General features: G+C 70.6%; 23 protein-coding genes. 8 read left to right on the forward strand and 15 right to left on the reverse strand.

Going from position 1 to position 23,230, the window contains the following annotated elements; genetic code table 11:
* Positions 1–73: 73 nt before the first annotated feature.
* Together O7624_RS01305 and O7624_RS01310 are read right to left on the reverse strand one after the other, a co-directional pair.
* The gene (locus O7624_RS01305) at positions 74–892 is read right to left on the reverse strand and encodes a CoA-transferase (protein ID WP_282238567.1); all 819 of its coding nucleotides are present in this window, start codon (positions 890–892) and stop codon (positions 74–76) included.
* Between the two features lie 20 nt (positions 893–912).
* On the reverse strand, positions 913–1,236 hold the full coding sequence (locus O7624_RS01310) for a hypothetical protein (RefSeq protein ID WP_282238568.1): 324 nt from the start codon (positions 1,234–1,236) through the stop codon (positions 913–915).
* Between O7624_RS01310 and O7624_RS01315 the strand changes: the two genes are divergently transcribed.
* Both O7624_RS01315 and O7624_RS01320 read left to right on the forward strand, forming a co-directional pair.
* On the forward strand, positions 1,235–2,695 hold the full coding sequence (locus O7624_RS01315) for a benzaldehyde dehydrogenase (protein ID WP_282238569.1): 1,461 nt from the start codon (positions 1,235–1,237) through the stop codon (positions 2,693–2,695). The genes O7624_RS01310 and O7624_RS01315 overlap by 2 nt on opposite strands.
* A 17-nt stretch (positions 2,696–2,712) precedes the next feature.
* A complete protein-coding gene (locus O7624_RS01320; protein ID WP_282238570.1) occupies positions 2,713–3,882 on the forward strand; it encodes a 4-hydroxybenzoate 3-monooxygenase in 1,170 nt (389 codons plus the stop codon).
* A 19-nt stretch (positions 3,883–3,901) separates the two neighbouring features.
* On the opposite strand, the gene O7624_RS01325 is transcribed toward O7624_RS01320, so the two are convergent.
* Complete coding sequence (locus tag O7624_RS01325; RefSeq protein WP_282238571.1) at positions 3,902–4,612, reverse strand: class I SAM-dependent methyltransferase; 711 nt, start codon at positions 4,610–4,612, stop codon at positions 3,902–3,904.
* Between the two features lie 219 nt (positions 4,613–4,831).
* Between O7624_RS01325 and O7624_RS01330 the strand changes: the two genes are divergently transcribed.
* Together O7624_RS01330 and O7624_RS01335 are read left to right on the forward strand one after the other, a co-directional pair.
* Entirely contained in the window at positions 4,832–6,295 is a 1,464-nt protein-coding gene (locus O7624_RS01330; protein ID WP_282238572.1) for a PepSY-associated TM helix domain-containing protein, read from the forward strand.
* A gap of 224 nt (positions 6,296–6,519) precedes the next feature.
* Positions 6,520–8,382 carry an adenylyl cyclase gene (locus tag O7624_RS01335; RefSeq protein WP_282238573.1) on the forward strand — a complete coding sequence of 621 codons (1,863 nt, stop codon included), beginning with the start codon at positions 6,520–6,522 and terminating at the stop codon, positions 8,380–8,382.
* Positions 8,383–8,430: 48 nt separating this feature from the next.
* On the opposite strand, the gene O7624_RS01340 is transcribed toward O7624_RS01335, so the two are convergent.
* From O7624_RS01340 to O7624_RS01360, 5 genes are all read right to left on the reverse strand, one after another.
* A complete protein-coding gene (locus tag O7624_RS01340; protein WP_282238574.1) occupies positions 8,431–8,949 on the reverse strand; it encodes a GNAT family N-acetyltransferase in 519 nt (172 codons plus the stop codon).
* Between the two features lie 83 nt (positions 8,950–9,032).
* Positions 9,033–9,962 (reverse strand): AMP-binding protein, encoded by a 930-nt coding sequence (locus O7624_RS01345; protein WP_282238575.1) that lies wholly within the window; start codon positions 9,960–9,962, stop codon positions 9,033–9,035.
* Positions 9,959–10,423 (reverse strand): MaoC family dehydratase, encoded by a 465-nt coding sequence (locus tag O7624_RS01350; RefSeq protein WP_282238576.1) that lies wholly within the window; start codon positions 10,421–10,423, stop codon positions 9,959–9,961. Before O7624_RS01350 ends, O7624_RS01345 begins: the two co-directional genes overlap by 4 nt.
* The gene (locus O7624_RS01355) at positions 10,420–11,592 is read right to left on the reverse strand and encodes an acyl-CoA dehydrogenase family protein (protein WP_282238577.1); all 1,173 of its coding nucleotides are present in this window, start codon (positions 11,590–11,592) and stop codon (positions 10,420–10,422) included. The genes O7624_RS01350 and O7624_RS01355 overlap by 4 nt, the downstream gene beginning before the upstream one ends.
* Before the next feature lie 24 nt (positions 11,593–11,616).
* A complete protein-coding gene (locus O7624_RS01360; RefSeq protein WP_282238578.1) occupies positions 11,617–12,765 on the reverse strand; it encodes an acyl-CoA dehydrogenase family protein in 1,149 nt (382 codons plus the stop codon).
* 88 nt (positions 12,766–12,853) lie between these two features.
* Here O7624_RS01360 and O7624_RS01365 point away from each other — a divergent pair, with 88 nt between their 5' ends.
* From O7624_RS01365 to O7624_RS01375, 3 genes are read left to right on the forward strand one after another with little or no spacing between them, the layout of a single operon-like run.
* A complete protein-coding gene (locus tag O7624_RS01365; protein ID WP_282238579.1) occupies positions 12,854–13,519 on the forward strand; it encodes a TetR/AcrR family transcriptional regulator in 666 nt (221 codons plus the stop codon).
* 43 nt (positions 13,520–13,562) lie between these two features.
* Positions 13,563–14,981, forward strand: a complete 1,419-nt coding sequence (locus tag O7624_RS01370; RefSeq protein ID WP_282238580.1) for an aldehyde dehydrogenase family protein — start codon at positions 13,563–13,565, stop codon at positions 14,979–14,981.
* Positions 14,978–16,054, forward strand: coding sequence for an alcohol dehydrogenase catalytic domain-containing protein (locus O7624_RS01375; RefSeq protein ID WP_282238581.1), 1,077 nt, complete (start codon positions 14,978–14,980; stop codon positions 16,052–16,054). The genes O7624_RS01370 and O7624_RS01375 overlap by 4 nt, the downstream gene beginning before the upstream one ends.
* Before the next feature lie 143 nt (positions 16,055–16,197).
* Here O7624_RS01375 and O7624_RS01380 read toward each other — a convergent pair whose 3' ends face one another.
* From O7624_RS01380 to O7624_RS01400, 5 genes are all read right to left on the reverse strand, one after another.
* A complete protein-coding gene (locus O7624_RS01380; RefSeq protein WP_282238582.1) occupies positions 16,198–16,686 on the reverse strand; it encodes an NUDIX domain-containing protein in 489 nt (162 codons plus the stop codon).
* A complete protein-coding gene (locus tag O7624_RS01385; RefSeq protein WP_282238583.1) occupies positions 16,683–17,729 on the reverse strand; it encodes a hypothetical protein in 1,047 nt (348 codons plus the stop codon). Before O7624_RS01385 ends, O7624_RS01380 begins: the two co-directional genes overlap by 4 nt.
* A gap of 325 nt (positions 17,730–18,054) precedes the next feature.
* A complete protein-coding gene (locus O7624_RS01390; RefSeq protein WP_282238584.1) occupies positions 18,055–18,579 on the reverse strand; it encodes a hypothetical protein in 525 nt (174 codons plus the stop codon).
* A 573-nt stretch (positions 18,580–19,152) separates the two neighbouring features.
* On the reverse strand, positions 19,153–20,355 hold the full coding sequence (locus O7624_RS01395) for a helix-turn-helix transcriptional regulator (RefSeq protein WP_282238585.1): 1,203 nt from the start codon (positions 20,353–20,355) through the stop codon (positions 19,153–19,155).
* Positions 20,342–20,512, reverse strand: a complete 171-nt coding sequence (locus O7624_RS01400) for a hypothetical protein (RefSeq protein WP_282238586.1) — start codon at positions 20,510–20,512, stop codon at positions 20,342–20,344. Before O7624_RS01400 ends, O7624_RS01395 begins: the two co-directional genes overlap by 14 nt.
* 149 nt (positions 20,513–20,661) lie before the next feature.
* Here O7624_RS01400 and O7624_RS01405 point away from each other — a divergent pair, with 149 nt between their 5' ends.
* On the forward strand, positions 20,662–21,405 hold the full coding sequence (locus O7624_RS01405) for an XRE family transcriptional regulator (RefSeq protein ID WP_282238587.1): 744 nt from the start codon (positions 20,662–20,664) through the stop codon (positions 21,403–21,405).
* A gap of 206 nt (positions 21,406–21,611) precedes the next feature.
* Here O7624_RS01405 and O7624_RS01410 read toward each other — a convergent pair whose 3' ends face one another.
* Together O7624_RS01410 and O7624_RS01415 are read right to left on the reverse strand one after the other, a co-directional pair.
* Positions 21,612–21,872, reverse strand: a complete 261-nt coding sequence (locus O7624_RS01410; protein WP_282238588.1) for a hypothetical protein — start codon at positions 21,870–21,872, stop codon at positions 21,612–21,614.
* Positions 21,873–21,946: 74 nt separating this feature from the next.
* Positions 21,947–23,230 carry an MFS transporter gene (locus O7624_RS01415; RefSeq protein WP_282238589.1) on the reverse strand — a complete coding sequence of 428 codons (1,284 nt, stop codon included), beginning with the start codon at positions 23,228–23,230 and terminating at the stop codon, positions 21,947–21,949.

Here is a 23,230-nt window from a genome sequence, read left to right on the forward strand (position 1 = left end):
GGCCCTCCGCTGCGCTGCGGGCCGACATGAGGCACCAACGCACTGAGTTGATGATTCGCTCGCTGACGCTCACTCATGCCTTCGTCCCCGCGTTCTGCACATGCCGTTCGATCCAGTCCTGGAAGGTGTCACGGTCCCGGCTGATCTCGTCCCAGGCGACGTAGAAGGCGTTGTCCCGCACCGAGTAGCCGTGCGCGTACGAGGGATGGGCGCCGCCGGGTACGTGCGCCACTGCGGTGATCGCCCAGCCGGGCAGCACCACCTGGCCGGGTACGGGGGTCAACTCGTCGACGATCTCCTCGACGGTGACCAGGGACCGGCGGGCGGCCAGCACCGCCTCCTTCTGCACGCCGGTGATGCCCCACATCTGCACGTTGCCGGCGCGGTCGGCGCGCTGGGCGTGCACCACCGTCACGTCGGGGTTCAGCGCGGGGACCGCGGTAAGCGTCTCCCCGGTGAACGGGCAGTCGATGCTGCGGATGTTGCCGGTGTGCCGGGGCAGGTCGGTGCCGGTGTAGCCGCGCAGCACCGCGAACGGCAGGCCGGAGGCACCGGCGACGTAGCGGTTGGCCATCCCGGCGTGGCTGTGTTCCTCCAGCTCCAACGGGACGGGCCAGGAGTTCTGCACGGCGTCGCGGAAGCGGTGCAGCGACCCCACGCCGGGGTTGCCGCCCCAGGAGAAGACCAGGCGGCGGGCGCAGCCGGCGCCGATGAGCTGGTCGTAGATGACGTCGGGGGTCATCCGTACCAGGGTCAGGTCGCGCCGCTCCTGCCGGATGATCTCGTGGCCGGCGGCGAACGGGATCAGGTGGGTGAATCCCTCCAGCGCCACCGTGTCCCCGTCGCGGACCAGCTCCGCGACGCCGTCGGCCAGCGGGACGAGCTTCGCCATGAGCCTCCCTGCCTCCTGTTTCACGTACCCACCGACCGCTGTTCGGCATGCGGACCGGCGTACTTATCTCGAACGTAATCGGCGTTGGTGACGTTCGTCAACGCGCCCCGGCCGGCCGGATTCACCCGTCCGACCTGTCGCAGAAATGTTGCGGTGATCCGTTGACGCGAGCCGAGTCCCGTGCAAATGTCCTTGATGAGAACGCCTGTTCGGCAAGCGAACAAGCGACGCGCGCGGTCGGCCCCGGCTACCGCCGGGCCGCCGCACGTATCAGGCGTGGCCGGAACCATCCCGCCGGCCACCGCCCGTGCCTGTCCCACCTGCGGCGCAAGGAGGATCACCATGCCCCTGCTCGACACCGACACCTGGCACGGCCGGATCTACAGCGACGGCTGGGTACGGGCCTCCGGCGGCACCGCCACCGTTCGTGCCCCCGCCACCGGCGAGGAGATCGGCCAGGTCGGCGTGGCCGACGCCGACGACGTCGCGCGGGCCAGCATCCGGGCCGCCGCCGCGCAGCGGGCCTGGGCCGCCACCAGCTACACCGAGCGGGCCGCCGTGCTGCGCCGGGCCGGCGCGTTGTGGGAGCAGCACGCCGCCGAGGTCGGCGAGTGGGTGGTCCGCGAGTCCGGGTCGATCCCGCCCAAGGGCGGCCTGGAGACCGGTACCGCCGCGCAGGAGTGCTACGAGGCCGCGACGCTGCCCTCGCAGTCGCTCGGTGAGATCATCCCGAGCGCCCAGCCCCGGCTCAGCCTGGCCCGCCGGCTACCGGTCGGCGTGGTGGGCGTCATCTCGCCGTTCAACGCTCCGCTGATCCTGGCGATCCGCTCGGTTGCCCCGGCGCTGGCGCTGGGCAACGCGGTGGTGCTCAAACCGGACCTGCGTACGGCGGTCTGCGGTGGGCTGTCCATCGCCCGGATCTTCGAGGAGGCGGGGCTGCCCGAGGGCCTGCTGCACGTGCTGCCGGGCGGCGTCGCGACCGGCGAGGCGCTGGTCGCCGACCCGCGCGTACGGGTGATCAGCTTCACCGGGTCGTCCGCCGCGGGCCGCAAGGTCGGTGAGGCCGCTGCCCGGCACCTGAAGCGGGCGCATCTGGAGCTGGGTGGCAACTCGGCGCTGGTGGTGCTCGACGACGCGGACCTGGACCTCGCCGTCTCGGCCGGTGCCTGGGGTTCTTTCCTGCACCAGGGGCAGATCTGCATGACCACCGGCCGGCACCTGGTGCACGAGAGCCTCGCCGAGCGGTACGTCACCGAGTTGGCCGCCAAGGCCGACCACCTGCCGGTCGGTGACCCCGCCAAGGAGCAGGTGGCGCTCGGGCCGATCATCGACGAGGCGCAGCGCGACAAGATCCACGCGCTGGTCACGTCGAGCGTGGACGCGGGTGCCCGGCTGGCCGCCGGTGGCAGCTACGAGGGGCTGTTCTACCGGCCCACCGTGCTCGCCGATGTCACCCCGACCACCCCGGCGTACGCGCAGGAGGTGTTCGGCCCGGTCGCCCCGGTGCTCGCCTTCAGCGACCTGGACGAGGCGGCGGCGCTGGCCGGCGCCAGCGAGTACGGGCTGTCGCTCGGCATCCTCAGCCGCGACGTGATGAAGGCGATGGCGCTGGCCGAGCGCATTCCCAGTGGCATCGTGCACATCAACGACCAGACCGTCAGCGATGAGGCGGTGGCGCCGTTCGGCGGGGTCGGTGCGTCCGGCACCGGTTCCCGCTTCGGTGGGGCGGCGGCGAACATCGAGGCGTTCACCGAGACGCAGTGGCTCACGATGCAGGGCGACATCACCCGCTACCCGTTCTAGGCCCCAAGGAGGCATGGATGCGTACCCAGGTCGGCATCATCGGAGCGGGACCGGCCGGTCTCATGCTGTCGCACCTGCTGCACCGGCACGGGATCGACTCGGTGGTGGTCGAGAGCCGTAGCCGGGAGTATGTGGAGCACCGGCTACGCGCGGGCGTGCTCGAACAGGGCTCGGTCGACCTGCTGCGAGACACCGGCCTGGGGGCACGCCTGGACCGGGAGGGGATGCGGCACGAGGGCATCGAGCTGCGCTTCGACGGCGAGTCGCACCGGGTGCCGATGACCGAGCTGACCGGCCGGGCGATCACGGTGTACGGCCAGCAGGAGGTGGTCAAGGACATGATCGCCGCCCGGCTGGCGGCGGGCGGGACGATCCTGTTCGAGGCACCCGCCGACCGGCTGTCCGGGCTGGACAGCGCCCCGGTGATCCACTTCCGGCACCAGGGCCGGGACGAGGAGTTGCACTGCGACTTCGTGGTCGGTTGCGACGGCTACCACGGGATCAGCCGACCGACGGTGCCCGACGGGGTGCTGACCACCTACGAGCGCACCTACCCGTTCGCCTGGCTGGGCGTGCTCGCCGCCGCCCCGCCCGCGGTGGAGGAGCTGATCTACGCCCATCACGAGCGCGGCTTCGCCCTCTACAGCATGCGCTCGCCGCAGATCTCCCGGCTGTATCTCCAGGTGCCGGCCGACGAGGACATCGCCGACTGGCCGGACGAGCGGATCTGGGCCGAGCTGCGGACCCGGTTGGAGACGGTGCCGAACTGGACGCTCAACGAGGGGCCGGTGCTGGAGAAGTCGATCACCCCGCTGCGCAGCCTGGTGGTCGAGCCGATGCAGTGGCAGCGGCTGTACCTGGCCGGCGACGCGGTGCACATCGTGCCGCCGACCGGTGCCAAGGGCATGAACCTGGCGCTGGCCGACGTCGCGCTGCTCGGTGTCGCCTTCGCTGCCTGGTACGCCGACGGCAGCACCCACCTGCTGGACGGCTACTCGCGTACCGCGCTGCGCCGGGTCTGGCGGGCGCAGCAGTTCTCCTGGTGGATGACGTCGATGCTGCACCGGCTCAACGCCGACGACCCGTACGAGGCGAAGCTCCAGTCGGCGACCCTGCGGTACGTCACCACCTCCCCGGCGTACGCGACAAGCCTCGCGGAGAACTACGTCGGCCTACCCGAGGTCTGAGCGCGGAAGGTGAGGGACCTCAGCGCTTGCGCGCGAGGATGAGCCGGAACCGTGGGCTGCCGTCGCGGTGCTGACCCAGACCGGTCAGGGCGGTGTCGGTCGCGGTGAAGCCGACCGCCGTCAGGTCGTCACGCAGCGCGGAGAGGCTGGTGGTGTGGTAGTACATCACGAACGGCGGGCGCCACACGGCGTTGCGCACCCGCATGGTCAGGTCGAACCCGCGGGTGACCCAGTGCGCGACCGAGGTACGCGGCGACGGCGTACCGATCGGAATGGCGAACAGCCCACCCGGCCGCAGCGCCCGGTGGACCCCCGCGAAGAGCGCGGGCCGTTCCTCCGGCAGGAAATGCCCGAGCGCGCCGGCGCTGACCGCGAGATCGAACCCCTCGGTGAACGGCAGGGCCCGAGCGTCGGCCCGCACCCAGCTGGCCTCCGGGAATGCGCGGCGGGCCTGCGCGAGCATCCCGGCGCTGAAGTCCACGCCCGTGATCCGATCCCGACACAGGGAGCTGAGGACCTGCATCCCCGCGCCCGTGCCGCAGCACACGTCCAACCCATTGTCGAAGGCCCCGACTTCGGTAAGCGCTTGCGCGGTCGCGCGGAGAACGCTGTCCGGCGTACGGAAGGGCGTGTGGTCGAACTTCGGCGCCAGCAGGTCGTAGCCGCGCTCCACCGAGGAGAGCGCCTGGACGCACAGCTCCCGTAGCGACGGGCCGTTGGGCGAGAACACCGGCCGAGGGTACCTTCCGGACCGCCGGCACCCGGCCGATGCCGAGGCACCCAGCCGGCGAGTGGACGATTCGCGCGCGCTCGGAGTCGCGGGAACCAGCACGGCCCGCCGTCCGACTAGGTGATCGAGCGGCGGGCATCCGGGCGACGGCAGGCAGCACTGACCCGAAGGGCACGGGCCAGGTCCGCAGCATGACCTCCCAACCCGATCGGAACACGCATGTCTCTGACCGAATTGTCCGGCGAGTCCGCGCCGGAGTCCGTCCCCGGCCCGGCACCCGCGGTGCCCGCCCGATCACCACGACGCGCCGCGCCGCTGGCGGCGTTGCTGCTGCGCCTGCACTTCTACGCCGGGGTCCTGATCGCCCCGTTCCTGGTGGTCGCCGCGCTGACCGGCCTGGCGTACACCGTCACGCCGCAGCTGGATCAGCTTCTCTACGGCGACCAGCTCACCGTCGCCAGCGTCGGCGAGCAACGGAGGTCGTTGGCCGACCAGGTCACCGCGGCCCGCAACGCCCACCCGACCGGCGATCTGGTGTCGGTGGCCCCGGGCACCGGCGACCAGACGACCCGGGTCGTCTTCGCCCTTGAAGAGTTGGGCGAGAAGCAGCACACCGTCTACGTCGACCCGTACACCGGTGCGGTGCAGGGGCAGCTCACCACCTGGTTCGGCTCCACCCCGGCCACCACCTGGCTCGACGACCTGCACCGCAACCTGCACCTGGGCGAGTTCGGGCGGCACTACTCCGAGATCGCCGCCAGCTGGCTGTGGGTACTGGCGCTCGGCGGCATCATCCTGTGGTGGCGTCGCCGGAACAACGGACGTGGTCGCGCCAAACACCTGCTGGTGCCGGACCTGTCCGCCGCCAAGGGGGTACGGCGGACCCGGAGCTGGCACGCCACCACCGGCGTCTGGCTCGCCGTCGGCCTGCTGTTCCTCGCGGCCACCGGGCTGACCTGGTCCCGCTTCGCCGGTGCGAACTTCGGCACCGGGCTGGACGCGCTCGACGCCCGGCGGCCGGTGCTGTCCACCACGTTGGACGGTGCCCCGAGTGCCGGTGGCGGCGAGCACCAGCACGGCGGCGCGTCAGCGCCGGCAGCTGCCGATCCGGCCACCTTCGACCGGGTCCTGGCGGTGGCCCGCGACGCGGGCCTGTCCGGGCCGGTCGAGATCAGCCCGGGTGCGCCCGGTACCGCCTGGGCGGTCGCCCAGACCGACAACGCCTGGCCGGTGCGGCTGGACCAGGTCGCCGTCGACCCGGCCACCAACGCGGTCACGGCGCGCAACGACTTCGCCGGCTGGTCGCTGCTGGCCAAGCTCAGCGCCCTCGGCGTACAGGCCCACATGGGACTGCTCTTCGGCGTGGTCAACCAGATCCTGCTGGCCGCGCTGGCTGTCGGTCTGCTCTGCGTCATCGTGTGGGGCTGCCGGATGTGGTGGCAGCGCCGCCCGACCCGGGCCGACCGGCGGGCCCCGGTGGGCGCGCCACCGGCGCGTGGTGGCCTGCGCGGGCTGCCGTGGTGGGTGGTGCTGCTCGGTGTGCCGGTGGTCGTCGCGGTCGGCTGGGCGCTGCCGTGGTTCGGCATCCCGCTGCTCGGCTTCCTGGTCGTCGACGTCGTCGTCGGTGCGCTCGCCCGCCGACGCGGCGGCCGACAACGCGATCCCGCAGCACTGGCCGGGTGACGCCCGCCCGGTGATCGGCACCGTCCTGGCGGGACGGCGGCGCTCGGCGCGTCCGGGGCCCGCCGTTGCGCCGGAACGGTGTCGACCGCAGCCCGATCCGCTCCAGGCATGGCGTACGGCGGCGTTACGGGGTAGAAACATCTCGGCGAGAGAGCGCTCTCACAGACCTGGTCCACCGTGTCGTCGGGCCCGCCAGCAACCGGCCCGACGGGAAGGACGAACGCATGCCGACCCCACCACCGCACCGGCGACTCGGCCGGGCACTGGCCTTCGGGCTGGTGCTGACCACCGCCGCGGTCGCCACGAACACCCCGGTCAGCGCGGGCCCGCCCCGACCGGCCGGCCCCACCTTCGGGCCCAACGTCACGATCTTCGACCCGAGCATGCCGGTCAGCCAGATCCAGGCGACCCTCGACGCGGCCCACGCCGCGCAGGTCGACAACGAGATGGGCACCACCCGGCACGCCTACCTGTTCCGGCCGGGCCACTACGGCACGGCCGACCAGCCGCTCCAGATCAAGGTGGGCTACTACACCGAGATCTCCGGCCTCGGCGCCTCCCCCACCGACGTGGTCATCAACGGCAAGGTCGAGGCGTACAACCGCTGTCTCACCGAGGGTGGCACCGCCAACTGCATCGCGCTCGTCAACTTCTGGCGCACGCTGAGCAACCTGTCACTGCGCATCAACGCCACCGGCCAGGACGACTGCCGCGCCACGGCCAACTTCTGGGCGGTGTCCCAGGCCGTGTCGATGCGCCGGCTCGACATCAGCGGCGGCGGACTGTCGCTGATGGACTACTGCACCAACGGGCCGCAGTACGCAAGCGGCGGCTTCATCGCCGACTCCCGGCTGCCGGCCACCACCAACGGCTCACAGCAGCAGTGGCTGACCCGCAACAGCGAGGTCGAGAGCTGGTCCAACGCCGTGTGGAACCAGGTGTTCGCCGGGGTGGTCGGCGCTCCCGACGACGCCGGTTTCCCCGACCCGCCGTACACGACGCTCGACACGACCCCGTTGAGCCGGGAGAAGCCGTACCTCTTCGTCGACGCCAGGGGCAAGTACCAGGTCCGGGTGCCGGCCGTGCGCCGCGACACGCGCGGCATCACCTGGGGTACCCGGATGACGCCGGGACGGACCATCCCGATCAGCGACTTCTTCGTCGCCCGGCCGTCCGACCCGGTGCACGTCATCAACCGTGAACTCGCCCGGGGCCGGCACCTGCTGCTGACCCCCGGGGTGTACGACGTGGCCCGCAGCATCGAGGTCCGCCGGCCAGACACGATCGTGCTCGGCATCGGGCACGCCACCCTGACCGCAGTCGACGGCGCGGTGCCGCTCAACGTCGCCGGGGTGCCCGGCGTGGTCGTCGCCGGGGTCACCATCGACGCGGGTCTGAAGGAATCACCGGTGCTGCTGCGGGTCGGCCGCAAGCACGGCCGCAACCACAGCACCCCGCGTAACCCGATCACGCTCTCCGACGTGTACTTCCGGGTCGGCGGCCCACACATCGGCAGGACGGACACCGCGCTGGAGGTCAACAGCGACCACGTCCTGATCGACCACACCTGGGTGTGGCGGGGCGACCACGGCGTCGAGGGCTTCACCGAGGGCGTCAACGGCGACACCGACCGCTGGCGTACCAACACCGGTCGCTACGGCGTCGTCGTCAACGGCGACCACGTCACCGCCACCGGCCTGTTCGTCGAGCACTTCCAGCGGTACAACACCGTGTGGAACGGTGAGCACGGCACCACGATCCTCTACCAGAACGAGCTGCCCTACGACCCGCCCACCCAGGCGGACTGGCACAACGGCAAGGTCAACGGGTGGGCCGGCTACAAGGTCGGCGACCGGGTCCGGCACCACACGCTGCACGGCGGCGGGGTGTACGTGTTCAACCAGAACAACCCGTCGATCCGTACCGAGAACGGCTTCGAGGTGCCGGTACGCCCCGGCGTCCGGCTGCGCCACATCATGACGGTGAACCTCAGCGCCGGCACCATCGACCACGTGGTCAACGGCGTCGGCGAGGCGGCCGACATGGACCGGGTCGGCGCTCCGGTCTACCTGGAGCAGTACCCGTAGCACCGCAGGCGGGGGGCCGGCGGCTCGCCGGCCCCCCGCCGACGCGGTTCAGTCCACCACCGGGCTGCGGCGCTCCAGCAGGACGACGTCGCGCCAGCGGCCGTGGTGGCGGCCCACCCGTTCGCGGGTGCCGACCACCCGGAACCCGGCCCGCCGGTGCAGCGCCAGGCTGGCGGTGTTCTCCGGGAAGACGCCGGACTGGATCGTCCAGATGCCCGCCGCGTCGGTCGACTCGATAAGCGCGTCGAGCAGCAGCCGGGCCACGCCCCGCCCCTGGGCGACCGGGTCGACGTAGACGGAGTGCTCCACCACCCCGGCGTAGACCGCCCGGGCCGAGGTCGGCGACACGGCGATCCAGCCGATGAGCGTCCCGTCTCCGTCGACCGCCACCAGCCGGTGCGCCGGCAACCGGCCGGCGTCGAAGTCAGTCCAGGACGGCGCGACGGTCTCGAAGCTGGCGTTCCCGCCGTCCAGCCCGGCCTGGTAGATCGCCAGTACCCGGTCGGCGTCGTCCGCCGTCATCGGGCGCAGCCGCACCTCGGCCGCCGCCGGCTCATTTCCGATCATTGGCGAATCGTAGGCGAGGGCGTCGGACGGCCCGCACGGCGATCGGAACCGCGCCGGGTCTGGGTCCGGCGACCGCCGCCGCGCTAGCTCGCCGGCCCGTACCGGTACCGCTCACCGTGGCAGCCGAATCGACGCGAGCGCAGCCGCCGGGCCGGGCGCGGCCTGCCGGCGGACGGTTCCGGCACGGGCGAGTCGCGCTCCCCCTCGGCCACGTGGACGACCGTGTCGAAGGTGCTGGTGAAGCGCTGCCGCAGGGACGGCGGCAGCGGTGCCCGGCTCACGCAGTGACGCAGCCGGGGCAGTACCCGGCGGCCCCGGGCCGCGTCGAGCAGCGCCGCGTACATCGCCGACGTGCCGTGGAAGACGGTGACCTCCTCGCGCAGCATGAGGTCCAGCGCGGCCGGGCCGGTGAAGCGGCTCAGCAGCACCAGGGTCGCCCCCGCCCGGAAGGTGCCGGTCAGGGCGACGGCCCGGCCGAACCGGCCGCCCAGCGGCAGGCAGCCGAGCACCACGTCGGTGCCGTCCGGCTCGCCGGCCGGGTCGACGTCGGGGTCCGCGAACGTGGCAGCACCGCCGGGTGGGGTGTCACAAAGATCTTCCAACCGGGGTACGCCGGACAGGCCCCGGGTCGGACCGACCGTGAGCAGCGGTACGCCGGCCCGCGCACTGAGCCGCCGCCCGGCCGCCAGTTGCGAGGTGTGGCAGACCAGCAGCCTCGCCTCCCGGGCCAGGTGGTCGGCGTGCGGACCGACCGGCACGCCGACCGGTAGGACGACCGCACCGGCGGCGAGGGCGCCGTAGTAGACCCGGGGGAAATCCACCACGTTCGGCGCGAGCAGGGCCACCGCGTCGCCGTCGCGGACCCCGGCGGCCCGCAGCCCGGCGCCGTAGCAGCGGGCCTCCAACCACAATTCGGCGTACGTGACGCGGGCCCGGCCGTCGACGACGGCGACGGTGTCGGCGTGCCGGTCGGCGGAACCGGCCAGCACGGTCGCCGGGGAGAGCGCGGTCATCGGGGCGGGTCCACGTACAACCGGCTCACCGTCTCGGCCACGCAGACCGGCTTGCCGCCACCGTCGCCGTCCACTGTCACCGTGGCCACCAGTTGCGCTCCGCCGTCGAACGGGCTGACCTGGTCGATGGTGGCGACGACCCGCACCGAGCTGCCGACGCGTACCGGGGCGGGGAAGCAGACCCGGTTGAGGCCGTAGTTGACCCCCATTCGCACCCCGTCCACCCGGTAGAGGCGGCCGACCAGGGCGGGCAGCAGGGCGAGTGTCAGGTAGCCGTGGGCGATGGTGCCGCCGTACGGCCCGGCCGCCGCCCGTTCCTGGTCGAGGTGGATCCACTGGTGGTCGTCGGTGGCGTCGGCGAACAGGTTCACCCGGCGTTGGTCGATGGGGAACCACGGGCCCGGCCCGAGTCGCTCGCCGACCGCGCCGGCCAACTCGTCGATGCTGGCGAAGCGCCTCATCCCAGATGCCCTCCGAGCTTCGTGTACCCGCGCAGCAGGTCGCGGGAGATGATCAGTCGCTGCATCTCGTCGGTGCCCTCGAAGATCCGGTACAGCCGCACCTGCCGGTACCAGCGTTCGATCGGCAGCTCGCGGGTGTAGCCCATCCCGCCGTGGATCTGCATGACCCGGTCGACCACCCGGTTGACCATGCCGGCGCCGTAGAGCTTCGCCATCGAGGAGGCGTGCCTCGGGTCCAGGCCGGCGTCGACCGTCCACGCGGCCCGCAGGATCAGCCAGCGGGCCGCCTCCAGCTCGGTCTCCGAGTCGGCGATCATCCACTGGATGGCCTGGTTGGTGCCGATCCTGGACCCGAAGGTCTCCCGGGTGTTGGCGTAGTCGATGGCCATCCGCAGCGCGCGTTCGGCGATGCCCACGGCGTGCGAGGGGATGGTGTAACGCCCCTTGCCGATCCACTGCATGGCGAGGGTGAAGCCCTGCCCGACCTCGCCGAGGATGTTGCGGTTCGGCACCCGTACGTCGTCGAAGAACAGCGAGGCGGGCCCGCCCTCGCCCATGGTGGGGATGAACTCCGACCGCCAGCCCATCGCCCGGTCCACCAGGAACGCGGTCGCTCCGCCGTCGCGGGCCCCGCGCTCCGGGTCGGTGACCGCGATGACGATGGCGAAGTCGGCCTCGTTGCCGCCGGTGATGAAGGTCTTCTCGCCGTTGAGGATCCAGTCGTCACCGTCGCGCCGGGCCCGGAACCGGATGTTGGCGGCGTCGGAGCCGGCGCCCGGCTCGGTGATGGCGAAGCAGGAGTTCCGCTCCCCCTCGATGGTGGGCAGCAGGAACTCCTGCCGCTGCTCCTCGGTGGCGTGGAAGAGGATGTTGTCCGCCTCGCCGCCGAAACGGAACGGCACGAAGCTGCGGCCGATCTCCGTCCAGATCAGCGACTGGACGACGGCGGGCAGGTCCATGCCGCCGTACTCCGCCGGCGTGGCCAACCCCCAGAAGCCGAACTTGCGGGCCTTGAGCTGCAACTCCCTCAGCTCGGAGCGTTCCAGGCCGGGTTGGTGGGCCCGCTCGCGACGCAGCAGCTCCTGCTCCAACGGCATGACCTCGCGGGTGATGAAGTCGCGGGCGGTGTCGCGGATGGCCCGTTCCTCGTCGGACAGCCCGAAGTCCATGTGCTCACGGTTCCTCTCGCGGGTTCAGAAGGCGTTGACGCCGGTGAGCGCCCGCCCGATGAGTAGCTGCTGGATCTGGCTGGTGCCCTCGTAGAGGGTGGCGACGCGGGCGTCGCGCAGGTACTTGCCGACCGGATACTCGTCGATGTAGCCGTACCCGCCGAAGACCTGGATGGCGTCGTTTGCCGCGCGGACGGCGGCCTCGCTGGCGAACAGCTTCGCCATCGACGCCTCGGTGGCGAACGGCTGACCCCGGTCGATCAGGTCGGCGACCCGCCAGACCAGCAGTCGCGCGGCGGCGGTGTCGACCGCGATGCCGGCGAGCAGTTGCTGCACGAGCTGGTGCCCGGCGATCGGCTTGCCGAACTGCGTACGGGTTCCGGCGTAGCCGACGGCGGCGTCCAGGCAGCCCTGGGCGATGCCGACGCAGCCGGCGGCGACCGACATCCGTCCCTTGGCGAGGGTGGCCAGCGCCAGCTTGAAGCCGGCACCGCAGTCGCCGAGGCGGGCGGTGTCGGGCACCCGGACGGCATCGAGGACGAGTTCGGCGGTGGCCTGCCCGCGCAGGCCCAGCTTGCCCTTGATCTCCGACCGGGTCAGGCCGGGGCTGTCGGTCGGCACCAGGAACGCGGTGATTCCCCGGTGGCCCGGGCCGCCGGTACGGGCGAAGATCAGCGCCACGTCGGCGGTGGTGCCGTTGGTGATGAACGTCTTGCGGCCGGTCAGCAGCCAGTCGTCGCCGTCGCGGACCGCGCGGGTGGTCAGCGCCGCCGCGTCCGAGCCGCTGTCCGGCTCGGTGAGCGCAAAGCAGCCGAGCGCGGTGCCGGAGCAAAGCTGAGGCAGCCACCGTTCCCGCTGTTCCGGGCTGCCGTGGGTGGCGATCGACTTGGCGACCAGGCCGAGCGAGACCGACACGATGCCCCGGACGGCCGAGTCGCCCCGGCCGAGTTCCTCAAGCACCAGGCAGTACGCGAGGTGGTCGCCGCCGGATCCGCCGTACTCCTCGGCGATGGTGAGGCCGAGGAAGCCGACCTCGCCGAGCTTGCCGACGATGCCGGGGTCGACCGCCTCGCGCCGGTCCCAGGCCGTCGCGTGCGGCACCACCTCGCGGTTGACGAACTCGGCGGCGAGCGCGCGGACCGCGACCTGCTCGGCGGAGAGGTGAAGGTCCATGGCAGTAAACTAGCGGTGCAAGTTTTATGCTGTCCAGACCCCGGTGTGGCAAAGTTCCCCGCGAGCCACCCACCCGAAGGAGGACGCCATGCCCCGGCCGCGACAGGCCCTGCTCAGCAGGGAGCGGATCGTCGAGGCCGCTGCCGCGTTGATCGACGCCGAAGGGCTCAACGCGTTCTCCACCCGCCGGCTCGCCGCCGCGCTGGGCGTGCGCGGGCCCTCGCTCTACAACCACTTCGGCACCAAGGACGAGATCCTCGACGCGGTCGCGGACAGCATCACCGGCCAGGTCGACGTGTCGTTCTTCGCCGAGGTCGACTGGCGTGAGGCGCTGCGTCGCTGGGGCCACTCCTACCGGGCCGCCCTCGCCGCCCATCCGAACATCGTCCCGCACCTGGCCCAGGGTCCGGGTCGACGCCCGGCGGCGCTGGCCATGGCCGACGCCGTCTACGGCGGGCTGGTCGCGGCAGGCTGGCCACCCGCCCGGGCGACGCACATCGGCGCGCTGATGCGCTACTTCGTGATGGGTTCCGCGCTCAGCTCCTTCGCCCAGGGCTTCGTGGAGGATCCGGGGCTCTACGCCGAGCAGTACCCGCACCTGAGCCAGGCCCACCGCCTCGCCGAGCACCAGCAACAGGTCGACGAGGGCGCCTTCGCGCTGGGCCTGGAGGCGCTCATCGACGGGCTGACGCACACGTACGAACGCGTCGTCGGCCCGCTGCCGCCCCTCCCGCCGAGCGGCCCGGCGTACTAGAGTCCAAACTTGCACCGCTAGTTTTAGTCGAGGTGAGGAGCCCATGGAATCCGTACGGACCGACTTCTACCTCGACGGACGCTGGGTGCGTGCCGAGAGCGGGCAGCCGCTGGAGGTGCACAACCCGACGACCGAGGAGGTCATCGGCACCGTCCCGGCCGGCACGGCCGACGACGTCGACCGGGCCGTGGCCGCCGCGCGGGCCGCCTTCGAGGGCTGGGCGGCGACCGACCCCGCCGACCGGGCCGCCCACCTCGACCAGCTGCACGCCGCCCTGACCGCCCGCGCCGACGACATCGCGCACACCGTCGCCGCGGAACTCGGCACCCCGCTGAAGGTCGCCACCCGCGTCCAGGCCGGACTGCCGCTGACCGTGCTGCGCAGCTACGTCGACCTGGCCGCCCACCCGCCCGCGCCGCAGACCGTGGGCAACTCCCTTGTGGTACGCGAACCCGTAGGCGTGGTCGGCGCGATCACCCCGTGGAACTATCCGCTGCACCAGATCGTCGCCAAGCTGGCGCCCGCCCTGGCTGCCGGTTGCACGCTGGTGCTGAAGCCGAGCGAACTGACCCCGCTGACCGCGTACCTGCTCTTCGACGCCATCGACGAGGCCGGCCTGCCGCCCGGCGTGGTCAACCTGGTCACCGGCACCGGACCGGTGGTCGGCGAGGCGCTCGCCGGCCATCCTGGCGTGGACCTGGTCTCCTTCACCGGCTCCACCGCCACCGGCCGGCGGATCACGCACCTGGCCGCCGACCGGATCGCCCGGGTGTCGCTGGAGCTGGGCGGCAAGTCGGCGAACGTGGTCCTCGACGACGCCGACCTGGCCAGCGCGGTCAAGGTGGGCGTCGGCAACGCCTTCCTCAACTCGGGCCAGACCTGCACCGCCTGGACCAGGATGCTGGTGCACCGGGACCGCTACGACGAGGCCCTCGACCTGGCCGCCAAGGCCACCGACGGCTACCAGCTCGGTGACCCGCTCGACCCGGCCACCCGACTCGGCCCGCTGGTCTCCGCCCAGCAGCGGGACCGGGTACGCGACCACATCACCCGGGGCCTGGCCGACGGCGGCCGGCTGGTGGCCGGCGGCCTGGACGCCCCCGTCCCGCAGCGGGGCTGGTTCGTCGCCCCCACCGTCATCGCCGACGTCGACCCCGACAGCGCCCTCGCGCAGGAGGAGGTCTTCGGGCCGGTCCTGGCGGTCATCCCGGTCGACGACGACGACCACGCGGTACGGGTCGCCAACAACTCCCGCTACGGCCTGGCCGGCGCGGTCTGGTCCGGTGACGAGGACCGGGCGCTGCGGGTGGCCCGCCGGCTGCGTACCGGTGCCGTCGACATCAACGGCGCGCCGTTCAACCCGCTCGCCCCGTTCGGCGGCTACAAGCAGTCCGGCGTCGGCCGTGAGCTGGGCGTGCACGGGCTTGAGGAGTTCAGCGAAGTGAAGGCGATCCAACGGTGAGGGGCCTGGTGGTTCGGGGCGTCGGCAAACCGCCCCGGGTGGAACCTGTCGAGCTGCCCGCCACCGGCTCCGGGCAGGTGCGGGTGGCGGTCCGGGCGGCCGGGGTCTGCCACTCCGACCTGTCCATGGTCGACGGCACCATCGCCGCGCCGTACCCGCTGCTGCTCGGCCACGAGGCCGCGGGCGTGGTGGTCGAGGTCGGCGACGACGTCGACCGGATCGCCGTCGGCGACCACGTGGTGCTCGACTGGGCGCCCCCGTGCCGCGTCTGCTGGTACTGCGGGCACGGCGAACCGTGGCTCTGCGAACGCTCCGGCACCCCCGCCGCCACCGCCGGGCACACCATCGACGGCGAGCCGCTGCACGTCACCCTCGGCCTCGGCGCGCTCGCCGAGCAGGTGGTGGTGCCGCAGCAGGCAGTGGTCACCGTACCGCCGGAGCTGCCCTTCCCCACCGCCGCGCTGCTCGGCTGCGCGGTGCTCACCGGTGTCGGCGCGATCCGCCGTACCGCCGACGTCCGTCCCGGCGACTCGGTGGCCGTCATCGGTCTCGGCGGCGTCGGCCTCTCGGCGGTCGCCGCCGCCCGCGCCGCAGGTGCCGCCCGCGTCATCGCCGTCGACGTCGCACCCGCCAAAGCCGAGCTGGCGTACGCGGCCGGGGCCACCGACTTCCTGCTCGCCGACGACACCCTCAGCCGCGCGGTACGGTCACTCACCGACGGCCGGGGCGTCGACCACGCGGTCGAGTGCGTCGGCCGGGCCGCCACCATCCGCGCCGCCTGGCGGGCCACCCGCCGCGGCGGGCAGGTCATCGTGGTCGGCATGGGCGCCAAGGACGACATGGTAGGGCTCAGCGCCCTGGAGATCTTCCACTCGGCCCGCACCCTGCGTTCCTCGGTGTACGGCTCCTCCGACCCGGACCGCGACGTGCCCGAACTGGCCCGCGCAGTGCTCGACGGCACCCTCGACCTGGACTTCCTGGTCACCGACCGGATCACCCTCGACGACGCACCGGAGGCGCTGGCCCGGATGGCCCGGGGCGAAGGCGCCCGCACAGTGGTCCTGTTCGACTGACGCACCCCGGTCGGCCAGCGGCATCCCCGCTCCGAGCATCGAGGGCGTTTATCGAGTGTCGTGACAGGTCGGTGCCCTGCCACCTGTAGCGACCTTCCCTGGCCCAGCACGGACACCTTTTCCGGCGACCTGGAGATCTTCCGTCAGTACGTGTCGCCCCAGTAGGTGTCCGTGCTGGCGTTCACCACGTCCTCCAGCGTACGAAGACCGGTGGGAAAGATGTTGAGTTGCCGCAGGTCGGCGAGGTTGCACCAGCGCATCCCCTGCTGGCCTTCGTCGGAGACATCGTCTGCGGCCAGGTAGTCGGCGGACAAGTCCGATTTGAGTTCCGCGAGAAAGTAGAACTCGATCTTGTGTTGATCGCGCCCCTTCCCGGCCAGTTCGTGGCGCGCGTGAATGTACTCACGAACGAAGAGCAGGCGCCCTGGCATCACGTCCGCGCCGATTTCCTCCTGGCATTCACGGATCAGAGTTTCGGTCAGCGTCTCGCCGTACTGCTGCCGACCGCCGGGCAGCGAGTACCAGACCCCGAGCCCCATCTTGCGGTCCACATACTTCAGCAGGAGCACCCTGTCGCCATCGAGGATGACAGCCTTGGCAGAGTTTTCGAGCCGGCTCTCGGCACTCGTCATGTCGTCGCTTCCAATCCCGCTGCTTCGATCATGTCCTGGAACGTGTGCGGAGGTGGGTTGTTCTGCCAGCCATTCATCGCCAGGCGGTCGAGCAGCGCCCGCTTGAGGTCGATGATCGCCAGGAGCGGCTCACCGAACCGAGGGTCCAGAGCATCGAGGCCGAGCGCGATCTCACGCCAGAGGGTATCGGCCTCCCGGTAGCACTCCCGCATGATGCCACCCGACACCAGCATCTCCAAGATGGCGCTGTGCGTCTCGTTCAGCTCAGGATCGTCGGCCAGCGCCCGGTTGAGCACACCAGCATGCCTGCCGTGGCTGCCGATGACCTGCTGCGCCCGGGTCCAGAGCTTGCTGATCGAATGGCGCAGGTGCGCGTTGAGCGTCGGCTCGGCGAGCCCCTTGGCGACCGGGTAGCTCACCAGCCCAGTAACGGTGTCCTCGAACAGGTCCGCCAGTTCGTCCACCCGCTGTCTCAACCGGCGCATGTCGCGGAGCTCGTCGGCCAAGCCATCCGGCACGGTCTTCCCGAGATAGGCAAGCAGTCCGAGTAGGCCAGACGAGTAGAAGCCAGATCCGAGGTGTCGAGACCTGACATCCATTCGATACCAGTTCACAAGGCTGTCTCCGTCTTCGAGCGGCGCTGCGTCGAAGCGGGCGGCGTAGTTGTCGTACATGGACTGCACGATTTCCACCGTCACCTCGGCCATCACCGGTAGTGCCCGAACGCCTGCTGGTGTGAGCGTCGCCTCGCGGACCATCGTCAGCAGGCTGGTCACCGAGAGGCACATGGTCGAGTTGACATCGGCAAGCAGCAAGGCCGGGTCGCGGATGCTGTAGGAAGCCGAAAGGTCGAGGTGGCGGTCCATGTTGTTGAGGATGAGGGTCTGACCCAGTGCGTAAATCTTCAGGTACTCAGCCAGCACCTCCCGATCGGCACCGATCCGGGCACCAACCGCGGCCACCGGCACCGTCTGCCGGAACAGCAGCTCGGAGTCAAGGGCATCCTGATACAGCCGGGACATCCGGGGAAACAGAAAGTCCATAGTGCGTAGTTGGCTAATGGCTATCAAGATCGGCTGACCGTATCGGGCGAGAAGTTCGACCGTCGTACCGAAGTCGTAGCCGACTGGGTCAGCACCCGTAGAGAAACGCCTCACCCGCCCGCTCCCACTGACCGTTTTCGTTGTACCCTCTGGAGTACCTCCCACGTGAACTCCATCTGCAAGAGGAAGTAGATCAGCGCGAACGCCGCTGACAGCAGGGGCGTCCAGGAGATGTCTGTTCCATACGTGATGAGACGGTCGGCACCGACAGCGACGTACGCGGCGTTGAGCGATCCGATCACCACTGAAGTAAGTGCTGCGGCCTTCAGCTTGCGTCGACTCTCCAGGTATGGGTTGGTCGACCCCCACACCGGTTTCCATCCTTCGGGAAAATCGGCGGCAAGCGCGTGCAGATAGAGGCTTCGCAGCCGGTTGACCTGGTGTTTCGCCTCGGTCTGCACCCGATCGGTGACGACATAGGCCCGCAGGACGATGTGTTCAACACCCCAGCGATCACCGCCGCCGCATAGATGATCGGTAGCCGCAGCACCGTGCCGACCTGCCCCACCGAGGAGATCAATTTTGCGGACACCAGGGCACCAGCGACCAGCACCGGAAAAGCCAGGATACGGAGACTGAGCTTATAGAGATCCCTTTCGGCGTCCTTGTAGTCGTTGTGCAGGATGAACGCCTGCTCGAAGTCGATCAACAACATCTTGCGGGCGGTCTCTACGTCGATGCCCCCGGGTCGCGTCCGCGCTGACGGTGTGGTGCGAGCCTCCGCATTCTTGGGCGTCAGCGCCTGCTTGATCACCTGGCGCAGACGCCTGCGGCGTTCGTGAGTAGGCACGGGTGATCGCCACCTCCCCATGGTCACGTGCTGCGCATTATCGCGTCAGACGTGGCATCATGGAAACGGCGCCGCAGAGACGACAAATGCCGACGGAAGACTATCGCGATCGAGGGCGGTTCTGCGGTCAGTGCACTTCGCCGCGCTACGGTGACGGTCATGCCGCGCTACCTGAAGGTCGTCTACCTCCTAATCCTGCTCGCCCTCGTGGTCTTGGGCTTCGCCTGGGACGCGTCCGTCGGTCTTAAGATCCTGGTTGGTGCGGTGGCGGTAATCCCTGTTGTGGTAGCTAATTTCGTCCTCAGGCACCGGCGGAGCGGGTCGCCCAACGCATAGCCCGAAATGTACGGCGGCCTGTCCCACCTCCGGTCATCGCGCTCACCAGCGCGCCGCCAACCCGTCGGCCGCCGACCCCACACCTCGGTGGAGCAGCCGTTTGGCAACTCGACCTGGAGCCGTCTGGCCCTGTCGGAGCCGCAATCCCCAAGTCTCAACCCTGTCCCACCGTCGGCCCTGCGATGAGGATCAGTCGGTTGCGGGCTGGGCGAGAGACAGGAATGGTGCCGTCACTGGTCAGCCCACCCCGAGGGCAACGGCGAGCTGCGTGATCGTGCTCGGGGCGCACGCGTCACGGGCGATCTCGGCGAGTAGCTCCCGGCCCGCGGGCCGGTGACGGATCTCGGCCGGTGCGGTGCGTTCGGCTTCGATCAGGACCCGGGCAGCATTGGTCGCATCGTCGGCGTGGAGGTAGGCGCGGGCGACGTCGAGCAGGTGCGCGGCGCGATTTTCGGGCGGTAGCCACCGCCATCCGGGCCGCCTGGTGGCCTTTTCGTGCCAGCCGATCGCAGCACCGGCGTCACCGGATTCGACGGCTGCGGCGGTACGGGCCAGGGCGACGGCGGTGGGTCCGAACCCTGTGTGGTGATGGTCGTGCCCGTCGCCGACCCGCTCGGCCATGCCGGCGGCCTCATCGATCAGCTCAGTGGCGGCCGACTCGTTCCCGTGCTGTGCGGCGGCCAGGGCGGCCTGGATGAGCAGGGTTCCACACAGGGACAGCTCCGCCGGTGTACCGCTCTCGATCACCGGCGGAGCGATCCGGTAGGCGGCGGCGAGCATCACTGACTTCGCCTCCCGCGCCCCACCCGACATCCGCAGCACCTGCCCGAGTTGGACGGCTGCGGCTGCCACCAGTTCCGGGTCACCGGTGGCAGCGAGCATCGCCCGGTCGATGGCGAGCCAGGCCATCTCGGCCTCGCCGAGCTTGATCAGCAGGGCGGCCGTGATCCGGTACGCCTCCACCAGCGGCGTTCGACCCGGGACCGGGGCTTGGGCGTGAGTGCGCTGTGCCTTGGTGAGCAAACCCGGCGCCATGTCGATCACCTGCTGGTAGCGGGCATACTGAAACGTCGTCCACGCGTGCTCCACCTCCCGCAGCATCCGGTCCACCGGAAACACCGGCCGCAGGCCCGCCGGCATGCCCAACGGAATCTCGTACCGGGACAGCGCAACCCTGATCCGATCGACACCCTCGGCGCGATGTGTCACCTCGGCCGGCTCGGTGTTCCCGCCGACCAACACGGCGGCATCGATACGCAGCACGCGGGCGATCTGCTGGAGGGTGGACAGTCTGTCCAACGATCGGGCTCCGCGCTCAACCTTGTCGACCCAGCTCTTCGACTTGCCGAGCCGGTCGGCGAACATCTGCTGCGACAGCTTCCGCCGCCCCCGCCAGTACGCCACCCGCCGTCCGACCGGCAACAGCTCAACGCTGTCCACGACGCCACCGCCGGTCCGGTCTCGCCCGGGTGATCTCCTCCGCCGGGATCCGCTCCGCCTCAGCCTCGGCGAGAAGCCGCCGCTTCGCCGCTTCCCGCTCGACTGCTTGGATCTGCTCGCCCCGGCTCACCCCTGGCTCGTCGCCGTCACCCTGCATCCCCACCTCCGTCGGCCGAAGCGCGGCGGCAGTCGGCCGTCGCAGGTCTACAGTGACGTCCGAATGTCACCGACCGCGACGACACAAAGCCCGGCAAATAGGCCACATTGGTGGCGACAGAAAGGCGACACGACGCTATCTTGTCGGTCATGGACGCCCCCAATACCGCCCTGCGAGCTATCCGCATCGGGATGCGGATGAGCCAGGACGACTTCGCCCGCGCGCTCCAGGCGGCCGGCCATCGCGTCGGTGAGCCCAACGACGCCAACAAGAGGCTCGTCCAACGATGGGAGTCCGGGGCGATCGCTGCGCCCAGACCCGTCTACGCCCGCGCGCTGGAGGTCGTCACCGGCCTGCCGATCTCGCTGTTGGGCTTCGCCTCGGTTCCCGGCAGGGAGGTCGCCGACGACCAGCACGGCGGCCACGACCTGACATCTCCCATGTCCAGCCTGGCCACGCCGACGCCAAGGCCGACCACGGTTCACCAGTCGTACGAGGGAATCTGGCTCAGCCGCTACCAGTACTACTCAAGCGGCCGGGGAGACTCCTTCGCCGGCCAGCACTTCGTCGTAGTTCTCCAGCACGGCGACCGACTGACCGCACGTAGCCTGCCCGGTTCGGCAGCCTCGTCTCTTTCAATGGACCTGACCGTGGACGGCTCCGTCATCACCGGCACCTGGGTCGAGCAGACCGACCCGGCCGGCTACTACCGGGGTGCCCGCTATCACGGTGCGATCCAACTCCTCGCCGAGCCCACGGGCCGACGGATGGCCGGAAAGTGGGTCGGGTTCGGCAAGGACATGGACGTCAACACCGGCCCGTGGGAACTTATCTTCCGCGACCCCTCGACATCCAAGGCAACACTCGACCGATACAACACGACGGCGACGTAGCGCGCCGCTATCCGACCGACGACGCCGAGCCGCGGCCGACCTCGGCGTGGCGCTTGGCTAAGCCTGAGTACAACTTCCCTGTTGTTGTCGTCTCCGTTCGGTTCGAGGCGACAGCTTCCCCGTTGTTGTCCTATCCGTAGGGCCACTGACTACGGTCGGCGCTTGTACTGGTTGCCGTGCCGGACGGTGAGGTGGTTGGGCCTGATTCAACCGGGCCACCCGTCGAGGTACTCGGCGAAGGGAACGTCGCCCCGCTCGTCGCCGCCGATTTCCCGGAGCTGGTCCAGGTCGTCGTAGCCAGGAGTATCGGGCAGCAGCACCCGCAGGGGGTGCGTGGCGTGGTCGGCCAGGAACTTCCACAACGCTCGGGTCAACTCAGGCTGGTCGGAGTTGGCGCTGTAACCGTCCTGGAAATAGCCGATCCGCTGGTCGCCCAGCCGGTACGCGGTGCCCAGTGCCATACACATGGCGCACTGCGGACAGGCCAACCAGCCAGTGAGCGACATTCGGGAACCCCAATCACATCGTCATGCCACGGCGGTCAGGTGGCGGCGTCGCGTTCGGCCGCGTCGCGTTCGGCGGCGTCGATGTTGGCGTCGGTGACCACGAACATGCCGAGCAGCAGGGTCAACGTCAGTGACCCCAGGATGGCGAAGACCGCGCGGAGGCCGAACACCTCGGCCAGCAGACCCCCGATGAGCGCGCCGGCCGGCATGCTTCCCCAGGCCAGCATCCGGTAGCCGCTGTTGACCCGGCCGAGCAGCCGGTCCGGGGTGATGCGTTGGCGTAGCGAGATGGTGATGACGTTCCAGGTGGCGAGCAGGATCCCGCCGACGAAGAAGACCGTGCCGATCACGAAGGGGTTGGTACTCAGCGCCGGTACGCCGACGACGGCGGCCATCGCCAGCACGGAGAGCGCGAGGGTGCGGGACCGCCCGAGCCGTTGTTCGATCTTGGCGGTGGCGACCGAGCCGAGCACGATGCCGGCGGCGATGGTGGTGAGCAGGAGGCCGTACCCGGGTTCGGTGAGGCCGATGGCCGAGTCCGGGCCGACCGCGTAGAGCACCAGCACGGCGAAGATGCCGCTGGTGATGAAGTTGCTGGTCCCGACCATCGTGGCCAAGGTGCGCAGCAGCCGGTGCCGCCACAGGAAACGTAGCCCTTCGGCGATGTCGGCGCGCATCGTCGTCGGCTCGTCGCGCTCGATCCGGAACCGGCCGGTGACCAGGAGCAGTGCGGCGACCGCCAGCGCCCACAGCACGGCCGGCCCGGCGAGTGCCAGGGCCACCCCGGCGGCGATCAGGAAACCGGCGAGTGGCGGGCCGATGAACTGGTTGGCGGCCAGTTCCACGGCGGCCAGCCGGCCGTTGGCCCGGGGCAGCTGGTCGCGGGTGACCACCTGCGGCAGGATCGACTGGGCGGAGGTGTCGTAGAGGGTCTCGGCCATGCCGAGGCCGAGCGCCACCAGGTAGAGCAGCCAGATCGACCCGGAGTCGAAGGCCGCCGCCAGGGCCAGTGCGCCGATGAGTGCCGCGCGCAGGGTGTTGGCGGCGAGCATCACCCGCCGCCGGTCGAGCCGGTCGGCGAGGGCGCCGGCCGGCAGCGCGAACAGCAGCCAGGGCAGGCTGTACGCGGCGGCGACCCCGGCCACCAGCACCGGTGAGCGGGTGTAGCCGACGGCGACCAACGGCAGTGCGATCTTGACGATCCCGTCGGCCAGGTTGGACACCGCCGACGCGGACCAGAGCCGCCAGAAGCGACCCCCCAGCCGAGAATCGTGCGCCGCCCCCTGATCCGTACGCACTGGTTCCTCGACCCCCGTCAT

Source organism: Verrucosispora sp. WMMD1129, from assembly GCF_029581255.1.
Taxonomy (GTDB): Bacteria; Actinomycetota; Actinomycetes; order Mycobacteriales; family Micromonosporaceae; genus Micromonospora; species Micromonospora sediminimaris.